The organism is Promicromonospora sp. NPDC023987 (assembly GCF_040639055.1).
GTDB lineage: Bacteria > Actinomycetota > Actinomycetes > Actinomycetales > Cellulomonadaceae > Promicromonospora.
On record NZ_JBEZZF010000004.1, the window covers coordinates 144499 to 158275 of the forward strand.

Consider the following 13777-nt stretch of genomic DNA (forward strand, 5'->3'; position numbering starts at 1 on the left):
CTTTACGGCCCCCCGAGCTGCGACATGTAGCGGTCGACGAGGCCCTTGATCGCCGCGCCGAGCGCGATGGCGATACCGAGCCCGACCACGGAGAGCACGACCACCTCGATGGACTCCAGTCCGGCCTCGTCGGGCTCGCCGTCGCGACCAGCGGCCAGCCGACGGCGCAGCTCGGCCGAACGCTCGGCGAAGCGGGTGTTCAGGGCGTCGACGCGACCACGCGCCGCAGCCGCGCGCAACGACGCCCGTGCGGCGACGCGCGACGTCGCCGACCGGCCCTGGCTCAGGTGCTGGTTCATGTTGACTCCTGGGGTGCTGTCGACTTCAACAAATGGGTAAGAACCGGCTCGTGTGACACGGGGGACGACCAGGTTCAGGGTGCAGTCTGAAACATTGTGACCCCGATCGGGAAAATGAGCATCAAAAAGTACACGAAAACGGTCATGGTCCCGGGCACCGTCATGCGGACGGTCGCATCGTGGGCAAGCTGCTGTTCGACGTCGAGCTGCGCGTCCCGCATCGCCGCCGCCTTGGACTGCAGCTGGTCGTGGATCGCCGAGCCCTGGGTACCCGCGAGCTCCACGATGGAGGCGACCTCGCCGAGCGCGTCGACCTGGACCTCCTCGCCGAGCTCGCGCAACGCCACCCAGGGCGCCTGCCCCTCCCAGCGGCTCCGTTCGAGCGTCGCCGCGATCCGCCGGAACGGCCACGACCCCGCGACCTGCGCCGCCGCGAACGTGGCCTGCGTGGCGCCGGCGCCGGAGATGCGCTCGATCGCGAGCAGCTCGAGGTACGTCGAGACGGCCCGGGCGAACTCCTGCCGGGCTCGCTTCGCCTTGCTCCGTGCGTCGAGGTCCGGCAGGAACCAGGCGCCAAGGGCGAACACGACCGCCGCCCCCACCGGCACCGACACCGGCATGCCCAGGTTCAAGAGCCCCACGCACAGCCCGAGGAACGGCACCGCGACCAGCGCGATGACCGTGCCGAGGGCCTTCTCGCCGTAGTGGTCGGTGGCGGTCTTGCCGATGAGGTCGAGGTCCGCGCGGGAGGGACCGCCACGGCCCAGCACCGAGATGGGCAGCCGGCGCTGCGCCCACGCCCCGAACAGCTGGGTGTACCGCTGGGTGGCGGTGAGCTCACCGCCGTCGGACACCGTGATGGGCTCGATCCTGTCATCGCCGCTCAGGCGGTCGAGCGCGGACTGGAGCCGCGGCGTCGACGGCAGCAGCTCACGCACCACGAGGAACAGGCCGAACCCGGCGACCACACCGCTTCCCACTGCCCATGGCCACATGTCAGGCCCTCCGCTCGTCGGGAAGGAACCGCGGGATCGGCTGTCCGAGGCTGATCTTGCGCATCCACAACAGGCAGACGACGTACGCGCAGAACAGGACGACCGCCACCACCTGGCCGAGCGGTGAGTCGTACCCGCTGAGGTACCCGGACATCGCCGTGGCGGCCAGCACCACGAGCGTCACGATCGTCACCCAGCGCACCGTCGCGCGACCGGTCGAGCGCTCGGTCTCGATCTCGCGCCGCGCCTTGGCCTGGGCCGACAGGGACTCGGCGAGCTGCCGGAGCGCGGGCGCCACGGCTCCCGTGCGGTTGTCCGACTCGAGGATCATCGCCGACGCGATCATGTCGGCCGAGTAGTCGTCCATCTCGTCCGCCCAGCGGTAGAGCGCCGGCTTGATGGGCTGACGCGCCTCCAGACGCGCGACGAGCCGCGCGAGCGACGGCCGCACGGACGGCGCCGCACTGTGCAGCGTGGCCGCGATGGCCTGCTCCAGCCCGACGGCGCCCCCGGACAGCACGCCGATCAGCGACCGCACCCAGGCGGTCAGGTCGGTCAGCTTCTCCACCTCGTTGGACTGCGTGGTGGTGCGGAACAGCGAGGGCAGACCGACGATCAGCACGGGCACGATGAGCACGAGCGACCACCAGCCGGTCACGATCCCGGCGACCAGCCCCGCGGCGGCGCCGATACCCAGCACCTTGCGCTGGGGGTGGAGCGGGCCGCCCTTGGTCAGGCCGAACAGCCGGAGCAGCCCGTGGAAGGGCGGGGTGGTCCGGACGGGCTTGGGGGTCGGCTCGTGCTTCTGCGCCCCGACGACCACGAACCACAGACCGAGGCCCAGGCCGAGGCCCGTCAGCACGGCGATCAGCAGGGTCATGCGAGCTCCCAGAGTCCTTCGCGGTAGTTCAGCAAGCTCGCGTCGAAGCCGACCGCCTCCAGGTCAGCGAGGAACGACGGCGTCGTCTTCGGCACCGCACGGCCGTTCGGCCCGGGCTCGAAGACGTCGGTGATCGCCACCGGGTTGCCGGCCTCGCCGCGCGTCACCTCGATCACCTCGGAGACGTAGCGGTGCCTTCGGCCGTCGCCCGCCGAGTCGACCCGGAGGAAGACGATGAGGTCCACCGACTGCGCCACCTGCCGGTACGCGTACGTCTCCGACAGCGTGGAGTCCTGCACGGCCATGCCCACCAGGCGTTCGACGACGTCGCGTGCGCCGTCGGCGTGCACCGTCGACAGCGAGCCGTTGCCCATCTGCATCGCCTGGAACATGGACACGATCTCGGGCCCGCGCACCTCGCCGACGATCACGCGGGAGATGTTGTGCCGCAGCGACTCGTACACGTTGACGTTCGTGTTGATCTCGCCCACACGGCGGCCCGTCGCGTTCATCTCGCCGGAACCCTCGCGGGTGCGCAGGGCCACCACGCGCTTGTGCTTCTCGGGCTCGAGGTGCAGGTAGAGCTCGTAGTCGGTCTCGATGGTGGCGATGGACTCCCAGGAATCCAGCCCAGCACACAAAGCGCGCAAAAGGGTCGTTTTACCGCTGCCCTGGCCCTGGCCCGACACCACTATCGACTTGCGGGCGCGGACCGCCGCCGTGAGGAACTCGACCAGCACGGTGTCGATCGTGCTGTTCCGGCGCAGCAGCTCCAGGTCCACCGACTGCAGGCGCTGCAGACGGATCGTGACGCGCGGCCACGGCACCACCCAGCCGACGGCGGCCAGCCGCACGCGACCAGGCAGGTCCAGGTTGAGGAACGGGTTGGCGCGCGTGAACGACCGCTCGTTCGCGGGGTCGCGTGCCGCGAGGAACTGGAGGAAGTCGATGAGCTCGGCGTCGGAGTCCGCGATCGGCTCCGCGTACGTGCGGCGCCCGTCGCCCATCAGCAGGAGCACGGGCGCCGTGCCCGTGATCTCGATGTTCTCGACGTCGGGCGTGTCGATGAGCGGCTGCAGGCGGCCGAGCCGGAAGAGCGCGTCGAACAGCGCGCGCGTCACCTCGACCTGGTACTCGGGGGTCCAGTTCCGCTGACCACCGGAGAGCAGAGCGTCGTTGTGGTCGCGCACCACCTGCTGGATCAGTTCCTGGCCCAGCGCCTCACGCTGCTCCTCGTCCAGCTCGCGCGTCGACAGCGCCGTCGTCAGCCGCGACGAGACCTCGCCGCGCAGGCTGTTGACCTGACGCCAGAACTCGGAGTCGCGCAGCCGCGGGTTGCCCGGCTGTCCGTGGTACTCCCGCCCGGCGCGGGCGACTGCCCCGACCCAGGGCGAGGAGCCGTTGCCGGACGAGGGTGCGGCGCCGCGGTGCGCCGCGGGAGCGCCGGAGCCGGCGTTACGGGCGCTGCCGTTGGCACGCTCGACCGGTAGTGCCCGGTTCTGTACGGAGGTGGAGCGCGCCTCGGGCCCCGAACCTCCGTCGGCGCCGGAACGGCGCGGCAGCGCACGCGGCTGGTCGTCCGCTTCATGGAAGATCGGCAGCGACGAGAGGTCCGGGAACTCGGGCGTGCTCATGCGTTCCCCCTGCCGTCACGCCAGGGCGCGCCACCCTGCACGATCCCCGAGAGGCCGTCCGCGTACTCGGGCGGGCGCCGCGGGCCGGATGCCCCACCGCCGTCGCGGGGGCCGGTCGAGAAGCGGGCGCGCCGCTTCTCGGTGCGGTCCTGGAGACGCGAGATCACTGGCCCGGCCGAGCGCACGAGCGGCGACGTCGAGTACCGGCGGCCTGCCGGCGAGCCGACGGACAACACCTCGGCGTTCACCGGGTCCCACGCCATGGAGCCTACGGTCCCGAGGCCGAGGGTCCGCGCGATCTCGCCCGCGTCGTACGGCCGGCCGGGGCCGACGGTCAGGGCGGTGAGGTTGGTGAGCTCGCGCGCCGCGGCGTCGACCACCGAGGTACGGGACTTGACGAGCTCCCGCGTCACCGCGATGTCGGGCAGGCGCGAGCCGGTGGTGATCAGCACCTGGTCCGCGAGCCGGACTATCGGCTCCCGGTCCTCGCGCACGACGCCGCCGGTGCCGAGCCGTCCGAGGTCGACCAGGACGTCGATGCCGCCGCGCTCCAGCGCGACCAGCTGGTTGGCCAGCGGCGCCCAGAGATTCGCGATGGCGGGGGCGGTGTGCGGGCTGACGATCCCGGGCAACAGCTTCTTGTCCGGATCGTTTCGCACGAGCGGGATGGTCTGCTCCCAGAAGGAGGCTTCGAGGTCGCCGTGGGAGTGCGCGATCGCGAGCGGCTGGAGGCCGCGGTCGTGCGGCAGCTGTCCACGGAAGTACCCGGCCAGGATCGACGACCCGGCGAGGTCGGCCTCCACGAGGAGCACCGGACGAGGCCACTGGAGCGCCAGCACGAGGGCCGCCGTCGTCGTGCCGGGGGAGCCCTTCGCGTTGGCGAGGGCAATGAGAGCCACCCGGATCACCCAGCCCCGACGGCGTCGATCACGAGGGCGACGCGGCCGGTCGCGGCACGGGCGGCGAGCGCCGCCGCGTTGTTCGAGGCGACCTCGACGTCGACGACCTTCTGGTCCGCGAGGGTGGACTCCGTGACCCCGAGCACGGTGGCGGAGATCGTGAACGGCGCCTCGGCGGGCGGCTCGCCACCGGTCGCTGGTGTCTCGACCACGCGCACGGCGTCGCCGGGCTGCAGCGTGTTCCCGGCTGGCATCTGGTTGGCTGCGAGTGCGATGCCCACGATGGACCGGCCGGCCGGCGGCTGGAGCTCGTCCGCGAAGCTGTCCTCCGTGAGGAGCTGACCGCTGCGGAGGTCGGTCGTTGCGACCTTGCCCTGGTCCACGATCTGCTCGAACTGCGCGGCGGGCAACGACTTGAGCGAGGTAGGTCCGGTGGGCAGCTCGACGACTCCGATGTGGGTCGACTCGATCTCGGTGCCGCGCGGGACGGGGGCAGTGATCGCGAGCACCCGTTGGGTCTCGCCCAGCATGCTGGTCACGTACACGGACGCGAGCACGCTCAGGGCCACGAGCGCGAGGCCCAGTGCGATGAGTGCCGGCCGGCGGCGGGCGCGCGTCGGTTTCAGCGGCCCGGGGGGTGCGGGTCGCTGGGGTTGCGCCGCTGACCGGGCGTGCTTCTCCTGGTTGGCGACCTTCGTGCTGCTACTCACCGTGCCGTCTCCTCCGAGCCCGTCGGCGGAGTCCGCCTCGGGTTCCCCCGGTGCGGGACCCATCGAGGTTCCCATCCGTGCGCCTGTCTCCACCGTGCTCCCGCCCGTGCTGATCGAGGGCTTCCCCGCGGTGGCACACGCGTGTCACCGCAGGTAATCCTCATCCACACGGGCGAACCCGGCAGGTTGAACGCTAATCAGGGTTCCGGGTACCCGCTAGGTCAAGCAGACTTCAAAGTTGTGGAGATGACTTGAATATTGAGTGACCTTGAAACGATCTGCCGCTTACGCGTCGGTACCACAGCCGTGGTGTTGACTCCGCAGGTCAGGCATGAGAATAGCCTCCCGCGCCGCGTGCCCCGCGCAAAGGCCGTCTCCGGGTGACCTTTACATTTGGTACACGTCCGGACGTATGGGGACAGAACGAGAGGGCCCCGCTGGCGGTGGGGCCCTCTCGCGATGAGGTGGACTTCGGACGACATCAGGGCTTCACGCACCCCCCAGTGCTCAGCCCGTCGGTCGTCGTCGCCCCTCACCGTCCCGTTCGCCCGGCTGTCCCCCAGACAGACCACCGGACTGAACGGCTTCCGCCAGCCGTCGCACTGCGCGACTCGCCCGCTGGCGCAAGGCTGCGTGCGAGATGCCCAGCTCGTGGGCCACCCGCCGCTGATAGTTCCCGCGACCCGAGCCGAGCTCGGCGTACTCCGGGAGATCGGGGTCCGGCGCGTACAGCCGCGCCAGAAGTGCTGACTCGTCCCGCGTCAGCGCGCACTTGTCGAGGCCCCACGCGATGACGTCGAGCACCTCGCCCGTGGTGCCGAGGGACATGCTCGCGAGCGAGTAGACGGCGTCCGGCCCTGGCTCGGGCGCCGTCGGCCGCTCGAGGACCGTCAGCGTGAACGCGTCGGTGGGGATCTCCGCGACCCGTGGCCCGCGGCTCGCCCGGCCGCCCTGTGCGTGCGGGGCCCGGTCGCCGACGACGCGCGTGAGGGTGTGCCCCTGCAACCGCATCGCGACCCGGCTGCTGCGGTCGAGGTCGTAGTGGGTGATCGCGTCCCACATCGCGGCGGCGGCCTCCTGCTCGAGGTCCTGCACGTCCGGGTAGTGGCGGCGTGAGCGGCGCACGATGGTGCGCACCGCGGGAAGCATGCACTGCAGCACGGCACGCCCGGCGGCGAAGCTGCCGCCCGCGTGCTCGATGATGAGCGCGTACAGCACCTCGTCCGCCTCGTCGGGGGCGAGCTGGACCGTCTCCCCCGTGCGCAGTCCCGCGATCTGCGGGAACCGTGTGGCGAGGCGCTCGATCTCGGTCGCGAACGATCGGGTGCGGACCAGGTCGGCCCAGTCGTGGTCGAGCTCTCGCATCAGCGTTCCTGCTGGTGCAGGCGTCCGTGCAGGCATGGCGGTTCCCCCCTCCGGTCTGACCCGAGTCCATCGAGGGGGTGTTGCCCGCCACTGTTGCCCGTTCCGTTTGCATGGTTGTGACCTGCGTCACAGTTGGCCAAAACCCGGGGACTACCGATGTCACACGAACTCCTCACCTGCCATTTGTGCTCAGCAGACGCAAGAGACGGAGAAACGGGAGAGGCGAGATGAGCAAGGACGAGCTCGACCAGGCGCCCGGCGCCGGACTCGGCAGCACCGACCTCGGCAGTGCGGGCGTCCGCAGTGCGGAACCCGATGCACCGGACTTCGACCACACGTGGTCCCTGCTCCGCGACACCGCCGAGGTGCACGCAGCCCGCGGTGAGGTGGCGCCCCTGGTGCGCGACCTCATCGCCTCCCTCACCGAGGACCCCCTCGGCGAGGAGGACACGACGGTCCGCCTGACCGAGGCGCTCGACAGCCCCCGCGCGCGCAGCGCCCGTGAGGCTCGCGCGCGCATCCGTGCGGACCTGCAGAACGAGGTGCGCACGCGATGAGCTCGCTCCTCGTACGTCGGCGTGGCAAGAAGGCCGCCAAGCCGGCCGAGCTGCCCGCCCCGGCCGACGGCGCCTCCAGTACCGGCTCGCCGTGGACCGGCGGACCCGACCAGCCCGCGGCGCCCCCCGCGGAGACAGGAGGCGATGGCGACGGCGAGAGCTCTCCCCCGCAGGTCGTGGAGTGGTCCAACGGACCCGCTCTGGCGACCAAGGCCTGGGGCGCCGCGCTCGCGCTGGCTCTGCTGGCCGGGCCCGCCGCCCTGGTGTGGACCGCGCTGCGACCGGCGCCCGCCCCCGTCTCCGCGGCCGCCGGCACGACGAGCACGTCCGAGACCGCCGCCGCCGGCGAGCGAGCGGTCGAGCTCGTGGAGAGCTGGCTGCGGGCCGACAGCAACGACCAGCAGCTGCTCGCCTCCCTGACGAGCGCCCCGGTCGGCTCGCTCCCCCAGGAGGGCCTGACCATCCGTGACTCGTCGGTGGCCCAGGCCGAGCAGACGGACGACGGCGTGTGGTCCGTGACCGTCGGCGTGGACGTCGCCGAGCCCGCGCCCGGCTCGACGCCTCCGGCAGAGGATGACGCCAAGGCGGACAAGAAAGAAGCGGAGGTGTCCCTCGTCTGGGTGCGCCGCTACTTCCAGGTTCCGGTGCTGGTCGACCGCACGGACACCGAGTGGTCCGGGCCCGACCTGGCCGTGACCGCTCTCGCGCTGCCCGCACCCGTCCCAGGCCCTGCGGCTGCCGCGGAGCCGCCCAGCCTCGACTACCCCGAGACCATCTCTCCGACGTCGGCCGCCGGGCAGTCCGTCTCCGGGTTCCTCGCGGCCATGGTCGCCGGTGACGGCGAGATCACGCGCTACCTGCGCCCCGAGACGTCGATCGCCGCCGTGGCACCCGCCCCGTACGCGGCCGTCGCCGTGACGGGGATCAAGGGTTCGCACGAGGTCACGGAAGACCCGACCGACGGCGACGGCACGCACGCCCTGACCACCGTCGAGCTCACCCGGCTCGACGGAGAGAAGACCACCGCCCAGTACGTCCTCACGCTGGTTGCGCGAGACGGCCGCTGGGAGGTTGCCGGCCTCGAGCCGGCCGTCCGTATCGACACGACGCCATCCGGCACCGACCCCGGCATCGCCGGGGAGTAGCGAAGGAGAGAACCATGATCAACGAGATCGTTATGGCCAGCGGTGGCTTCCTCGACCTCATCACCGTCAAGTCCGAGGAGGTCAAGAGTGCCATCGAGTCGGTGACCTTCGTGGTCGTCATCCTCATGGTCGTCATCACTGCCGTGAAGACGAAGCTCTCGATCGCCGCGATCCTGATGTCGGCGATCGTCGGCGGCATCGTCCTGTGGCTCGTGAACGGAGGCATCAACGTCACCTCCGAGCTCGCAAGGGACGAGTTCGGCTCGGCTCCGGCCATCGTGAACACGCAGACAGTTCTCTGACTGCCGCCGGGGCCGACAGGGCCGGAATATGGGCAGGACGCTGAGGGCACGACACAGGGTTGGTCAGGCGGGCGCGTTCGCGCGCCCGGCACGTGGTGAGGAGGGTGTCCGGTGACCGAGACCGCGAAGTTCTACACGAAGGCCCGACGCATCCCCATGCTGGTGGGGAAGCTACCCAGCGGCGGGCGCATCTGGGGCGGCCCGTACACGATCACCCAGGTGGGAGCGGGCGCCGTGGTGGCGTTCGCGCTGTGGAAGACCGCTCCGCTGTGGGCGCAGCTGGGCGGGTTCATGAACATCGTGGTCGCCGTGGGTGTCGTCGTCGGCGTGGTCTGGGCCACCGGCAAGCTCCCGAGCAGCGGCCGCAATCCCATCGCGTTCGTCATGGACGCGATGAACCTGACCTCGAGCCCCGGACGGCTGGTCGGAGGGCAGGTGGCCCTGCCCAAGCCGCGGCTCATGACCCATCGGGTCATGGTGGTGCTGCCACGGCCGACCGCCGTCGCCGCACCGCGTGTCGAGGCGCCCGCCAGAACGGCCCGGCCGGTGGCCGAGCCGCAGCGGCCCGTCGCGGTCCAGCCGATCCCGACCGAGCTCCTGCCGGAGCTGACCAGCCGGGGCCCCGCGGACGCGACCTTCGAGGGCAGGCGTCTGCAACCCGCACCGACCCAGGAGCCCAGCCCGCTCCCGGACAAACGCTCGCCCGCGGACTGGGCAGCGGCCGCTGCCACCGCGGCGGCGACAGCCCCTGACCGCAAGACCGCCGACCTCACCGGCGTCGGGCAGCTGCTCGCCGGGAAGCCCAAGCCGACCGACCGAACAGCCCCCACCACCCCGCGAGAGGACTGAGCCCCCATGCTGAGCCACATCTCGGCCCTGACCGACGGCCTCATGTGGACCCGCACCGGGACCGTCTGGGCGGTCTGGCGTGTGTCCCCTGTGCCCTACGCGTTCCAGCCCGAGGACAAGAAGCACGCCGCGCGGCGCCACCACACCGCGCTGTACCGCGCCCTGCGCGGCGAGTCCCTGCACCTCGGCCTGACGGCGGCCACCGACCCCGCCTCGGTGGTGCTCTCGATGATCGAGGGAGTCGACCTGACCGAGCGCGAGGCGTGGGCCGCCGAGTGCGAGGCCACCCTCGACTTCCTGGAGCAGATCCCGATCGGACGGCGCGTCCACTGGATCGCCGCTCCCCTGGCCAACCCGGGCGCGAAGGCGTTCATGGAGCCGCTGCACGCGAGCTGGACCACGCTCCAGGACACGCTGATGATGCCGCGCTCCGTGCCGGGCAGGCATGCGATCGGCGAGCGGGCCGCGCAGTCCGAGGCGCTGCGCAAGGAGATGCCCTCGGCGTTCGATCCCCGGCCGGCGACGGTGGCGGAGATGGCGTGGATGTTCGGGCACGCGATGCAACGCGGCCTCGGGCTGGACACGGCGGTGCCCGTCGACGGGTCGCTGGACGCCGAGATGCACCTGTCAGGACCGTCCGTGCTGCCGTCGGCGCTGGTGGACCCGGCCGGGCAGACCGACTCCGAGAAGAAGCTGGGTCCCCTCCAGATCCTGAAGCGCCCCTACGTCAAGGTGCTCGACCCCACCAACCCAGAGCTCGCGTCGTACCAGACGACACTCGTGGTGAGCGATACGCCGTCGGGCGGGATCGTCTACCCGGGGTGCGAGTGGATCGGCCGGGTCGACGAGTCGGGCGTGCCCTGCGACTGGGCCATCCGCATGACCGTGCGCTCGCGCGACGAGGTGACCAACCGCAACCGGCGCGCGGTGCGCACCCTGAACGACCAGTTCGACCAGCGCTCCGAGGAGGAGCGCGCCGGGTCCTCCCTTGACACGACGGCGCGCGCCCTGGGCGAGTACCAGGCGGTCATGGACGCGGACGAGCTCGAGGTGGAGGTGGACGCCACCACGATGTTCACCGTCTCCGGCCACACCCCCGAACAGGTGCTCGACGACGCCCGCGACCTGACCAAGTACTTCGCCGCGATGCAGTTCTCGCTGCGCACGGACCCCACCATCCAGCCGACGCTCTTCGAGGCCACCCTGCCCGGCATGCCGACGCCGCGGGCCGTGCGGGAGTACTCGCAGATCACCACGGCGCGGGCGTTCTCGGCCGCGGTGCCGTTCGCGACCACGGAGCTCGGGGACACCTCGGGTGCGCTGTTCGCCCTCGAGATCTCCAACGGGGCCGCCCGGCCGAACCCGGTGTTCGTGAACTTGGCGGGCGCAACGGACAAGTTGGACGTAGCGCTAGCAATGGGATTTGTCGGCGAGCTCGGCAGTGGGAAAAGCGTTTCCATGAAGACCGTGGCCATGGACAACGTCGACATGGGGGCCACGCTCATGGCGGTGGACCACACCGAGATGGGCGAGTGGGGTGTCGCCGTCTCGGAGATCCCCGACTCACAGGTGGTCGAGATCTCCGAGGACGCGACCGTGTCCATGGACCCGCTGCGGATCCTGCCGCCGGCGCAGGCACCACGGGTGGCTCGTGCCTTCATCACGGTGCTGCTGTCGGTGCAGACCAAGTCCGAGCAGAACGTGTTGCTGTCCAAGGTGCTGCAGACCGAGTACATGTGGCGCCACAAGATCACCTCGCTCGGCTCGCTCGCCCGGCACCTCGAGATGGACTGCGAGTACCCGGGCGCCCGGATGCTCGCCGACGAGATGCGGATCTTCTCCGAGCTCGACTTCGGGCGCGCCCTCTTCGACGACTCGCTGCCGCCGCTCGACCTGAGCTCGCCGGCGATCGTGCTGCACACCCACAAGATGCAGCTGCCGTCGAAGGCCGACATGGAGCACGGGCACCTGTTCGCAGAGCTCAAGGCGGAGAAGGTGTTCGGGCGCGCCACGTTCGCGCTGATCGCGGCGCTCGCCAGGTACCGCTGCTTCGCCGACCGCTCGCGACTCGACATCTTCGCCGCCGACGAGGCGTCCAAGACCATGTCGTCACCGGAGGCCGCCGAGGAGATCGGCATGTTCATCCGGGACGGCCGTAAGCACAAGGCGGCGCTGCTGCTCGGCAGCCACGACGCGGAGGAGGACTTCGGCAACGAGGTGGTCCGCGGGCTGATCCCGTTCCGCGTGCTGCTGCGCCACCGCGACGCGAACCTCGCCCGCCGTGGGCTGCGCTGGCTGCACGGCCTGCCGGTGAGCGCGCCGGTGGACGAGGGCCTGGTCAAGCTCGTCACCGAGGGCACCGCCCCGGTGACCGACGCCGCCGTCGGCGTGACCGAGGAGCGGCGGGGCGAGTGCCTCATCCGCGACTTCCAGGCCCGGTACGGCCGGGCGAAGGTCATGGCGCCGCTGGTGGAGACCCGCGCGCAGACCGTGAAGACCACACCGACCAGCTCCACCGGTGCGGTGATCGGGTCATGATCCGGCTGGCGCCGCTCCCGGCTGCCGATCCGGGCGGGGGGCTGAACCTGGAGGACACCCAGGGGGTGGCCGTCGACCGGTTCACGCTCCAGTGGGACACGGGCTCGCCGTGGAACCCGCTGAACGTGGACTCCGAGATCTTCTCGACCCTCGCCGGCATGTTCTGGGTCTGGTACCGGGACATGGTGGCCGTACAGATCTGGGTGCTCGACTGGGTGCTCGGTATGGACTGGCTCGGCTACATCCTGGCGCCGCTCGCCGGGCTGAGCATCATCGTGCAGGGCATGATCGCGCAGATCGGCCTGCTCAACGTCATGCTCATCATCCTGGCGTTCGTGGTGGGCTTCTGGCTGCTCAAGGGCCGGTACGCCGGCGGGTTCATGGAGCTGCTGATCGGTTGTCTCATCGCCGCCCTGGCGACGGGCTTCCTCGCGAACCCGATGGCGACCATCGGCGGCGAGCAGGGCGTCATCATGCAGTCGCGGAACGCCGGCATGGACATCGCCACCGGTTTCGCGACCGAGGGTGCGTCGTTCCAGCGGGACTCCACGGTGATCCGTGAGGGCCTGAAGGGACAGCTCGTGGACACCCTGCTCCGCGCGCCGCACCAGATCATCAACTACGGCACGGTCATCGACGGCACGGGCTGCGAGGACACCTATACCGACAACGTCGGGCGGGACAACGCCGTCGACGCGATCGGGTCCTGCGACGAGGCGTACCAGGAGGCGGCGTCCACGGTCGATGCCGGCACCGTCGTCTCGACGCTCAGCCTGCTCACCACCGGCTTCGTGTTCCTGCTGCTGTCCGTGGTGATCGTCGGCGGCACCATCTTCGCGGTGCTGCTGCTTGGCTGGTCGGCGATCAAGCTGCTGTGGCAGCTCCCCGTCGGCGTGATCTCGAGCGGTACCCGGGCCCAGCTCTTCCGCACGTTCGCGAGCGTCGGCTTCGGGTGCATCCTCGTCGCGATGGCCACGATGTTCCTGGTGGCGTGGATGAAGATGCTCCTCGGCTTCTACGACGCCACTAGCGGCCTGCCGTTCCTCGTGCGGCTGTACCTGTTCAACACGCTCGTCATCGCGGGCGCCGTGTTCTACGTGCTGATGGGCGCGAGCGTGCGGCAGGGCCTGCGTGCGCTGGCCGACAAGCTCGCGGCGGCCGGCGTCCCCTCCCAGGTGGGCGAGCCCGCCGCGATGCCGTGGGACGGCAGCGCGAAGTGGCGCGACCGCTACAACAAGGCCAGGGAATGGGCCGGCGTCGGCCTGGGCCCCGCCCCGGTGAAGCCGAACGGCCAGGCGCTCGACGTCGACGGCGACGACGTCCCCGCCGCTGGCCCGTCCGCCATGGACGGGAACCCGGGTGGCGGCACCGTCGGCAGCACCACGGGTGGCGTCTCTGCTGGTGGTTCGGGTGGTGGACCGGGTGGTACGGGCGACGAGAACCGCACCATGCCCATCCCGGTCGACAGTTCCGGCACTCCGATCGGACCCGACGGCACCACCGGGAACGACGGCCGCGGCAACGCCTGGACGACGGCCGCGCGCACGGTCCAGGACGGGTCGCCCGACGGCGGACGCACCGGCACCGAGCCGCTGCCGGAGGGC

At 70.9% G+C, this 13777-nt stretch carries 13 protein-coding genes; 6 read left to right on the plus strand and 7 right to left on the minus strand.

Going from position 1 to position 13777, the window contains the following annotated elements; translation table 11 throughout:
* Positions 1-2: 2 nt before the first annotated feature.
* The 7 genes from AB0F40_RS03825 to AB0F40_RS03855 all read right to left on the minus strand — a co-directional run bounded on the left by AB0F40_RS03825 (position 3) and on the right by AB0F40_RS03855 (position 6782).
* Positions 3-299 carry a hypothetical protein gene (locus AB0F40_RS03825; RefSeq protein ID WP_357464370.1) on the minus strand — a complete coding sequence of 99 codons (297 nt, stop codon included), beginning with the start codon at positions 297-299 and terminating at the stop codon, positions 3-5.
* A 74-nt stretch (positions 300-373) separates the two neighbouring features.
* Complete coding sequence (locus AB0F40_RS03830) at positions 374-1294, minus strand: hypothetical protein (RefSeq protein WP_357464372.1); 921 nt, start codon at positions 1292-1294, stop codon at positions 374-376.
* Position 1295: 1 nt separating this feature from the next.
* On the minus strand, positions 1296-2174 hold the full coding sequence (locus AB0F40_RS03835) for a type II secretion system F family protein (RefSeq protein WP_357464374.1): 879 nt from the start codon (positions 2172-2174) through the stop codon (positions 1296-1298).
* Entirely contained in the window at positions 2171-3808 is a 1638-nt protein-coding gene (locus tag AB0F40_RS03840) for a CpaF/VirB11 family protein (RefSeq protein ID WP_357464376.1), read from the minus strand. The genes AB0F40_RS03835 and AB0F40_RS03840 overlap by 4 nt, the downstream gene beginning before the upstream one ends.
* The gene (locus tag AB0F40_RS03845; protein WP_357464378.1) at positions 3805-4707 is read right to left on the minus strand and encodes a hypothetical protein; all 903 of its coding nucleotides are present in this window, start codon (positions 4705-4707) and stop codon (positions 3805-3807) included. The genes AB0F40_RS03840 and AB0F40_RS03845 overlap by 4 nt, the downstream gene beginning before the upstream one ends.
* Positions 4708-4712: 5 nt before the next feature.
* The gene (locus tag AB0F40_RS03850) at positions 4713-5417 is read right to left on the minus strand and encodes an SAF domain-containing protein (protein ID WP_357464380.1); all 705 of its coding nucleotides are present in this window, start codon (positions 5415-5417) and stop codon (positions 4713-4715) included.
* A gap of 507 nt (positions 5418-5924) precedes the next feature.
* Entirely contained in the window at positions 5925-6782 is an 858-nt protein-coding gene (locus AB0F40_RS03855) for a hypothetical protein (protein ID WP_357464382.1), read from the minus strand.
* A gap of 227 nt (positions 6783-7009) precedes the next feature.
* Here AB0F40_RS03855 and AB0F40_RS03860 point away from each other — a divergent pair, with 227 nt between their 5' ends.
* From AB0F40_RS03860 to AB0F40_RS03885, 6 genes are all read left to right on the plus strand, one after another.
* Entirely contained in the window at positions 7010-7339 is a 330-nt protein-coding gene (locus tag AB0F40_RS03860) for a hypothetical protein (RefSeq protein ID WP_357464383.1), read from the plus strand.
* Positions 7336-8484 (plus strand): conjugal transfer protein, encoded by a 1149-nt coding sequence (locus AB0F40_RS03865; protein ID WP_357464385.1) that lies wholly within the window; start codon positions 7336-7338, stop codon positions 8482-8484. Before AB0F40_RS03860 ends, AB0F40_RS03865 begins: the two co-directional genes overlap by 4 nt.
* Before the next feature lie 14 nt (positions 8485-8498).
* A complete protein-coding gene (locus AB0F40_RS03870; protein WP_357464387.1) occupies positions 8499-8786 on the plus strand; it encodes a hypothetical protein in 288 nt (95 codons plus the stop codon).
* Positions 8787-8897: 111 nt separating this feature from the next.
* Positions 8898-9635 (plus strand): hypothetical protein, encoded by a 738-nt coding sequence (locus AB0F40_RS03875; protein ID WP_357464389.1) that lies wholly within the window; start codon positions 8898-8900, stop codon positions 9633-9635.
* A gap of 6 nt (positions 9636-9641) precedes the next feature.
* Positions 9642-12173, plus strand: a complete 2532-nt coding sequence (locus AB0F40_RS03880) for an ATP-binding protein (protein ID WP_357464391.1) — start codon at positions 9642-9644, stop codon at positions 12171-12173.
* Positions 12170-13777, plus strand: a 1608-nt coding sequence (locus AB0F40_RS03885) for a hypothetical protein (RefSeq protein WP_357464393.1), incomplete at its 3' end; no start/stop codon positions are given. The genes AB0F40_RS03880 and AB0F40_RS03885, both read left to right, overlap by 4 nt.

Excerpts from the sequence above, each read along its gene's own strand:
- AB0F40_RS03880 (WP_357464391.1), top strand. The coding sequence starts at position 9,642 with ATGCTGAGCCACATCTCGGCCCTGACCGACGGCCTCATGTGGACCCGC.
- AB0F40_RS03825 (WP_357464370.1), bottom strand. The coding sequence starts at position 299 with ATGAACCAGCACCTGAGCCAGGGCCGGTCGGCGACGTCGCGCGTCGCC.
- AB0F40_RS03860 (WP_357464383.1), top strand. The coding sequence starts at position 7,010 with ATGAGCAAGGACGAGCTCGACCAGGCGCCCGGCGCCGGACTCGGCAGC.
- AB0F40_RS03870 (WP_357464387.1), top strand. The coding sequence starts at position 8,499 with ATGATCAACGAGATCGTTATGGCCAGCGGTGGCTTCCTCGACCTCATC.
- AB0F40_RS03840 (WP_357464376.1), bottom strand. The coding sequence starts at position 3,808 with ATGAGCACGCCCGAGTTCCCGGACCTCTCGTCGCTGCCGATCTTCCAT.
- AB0F40_RS03835 (WP_357464374.1), bottom strand. The coding sequence starts at position 2,174 with ATGACCCTGCTGATCGCCGTGCTGACGGGCCTCGGCCTGGGCCTCGGT.
- AB0F40_RS03865 (WP_357464385.1), top strand. The coding sequence starts at position 7,336 with ATGAGCTCGCTCCTCGTACGTCGGCGTGGCAAGAAGGCCGCCAAGCCG.
- AB0F40_RS03855 (WP_357464382.1), bottom strand. The coding sequence starts at position 6,782 with ATGCGAGAGCTCGACCACGACTGGGCCGACCTGGTCCGCACCCGATCG.
- AB0F40_RS03830 (WP_357464372.1), bottom strand. The coding sequence starts at position 1,294 with ATGTGGCCATGGGCAGTGGGAAGCGGTGTGGTCGCCGGGTTCGGCCTG.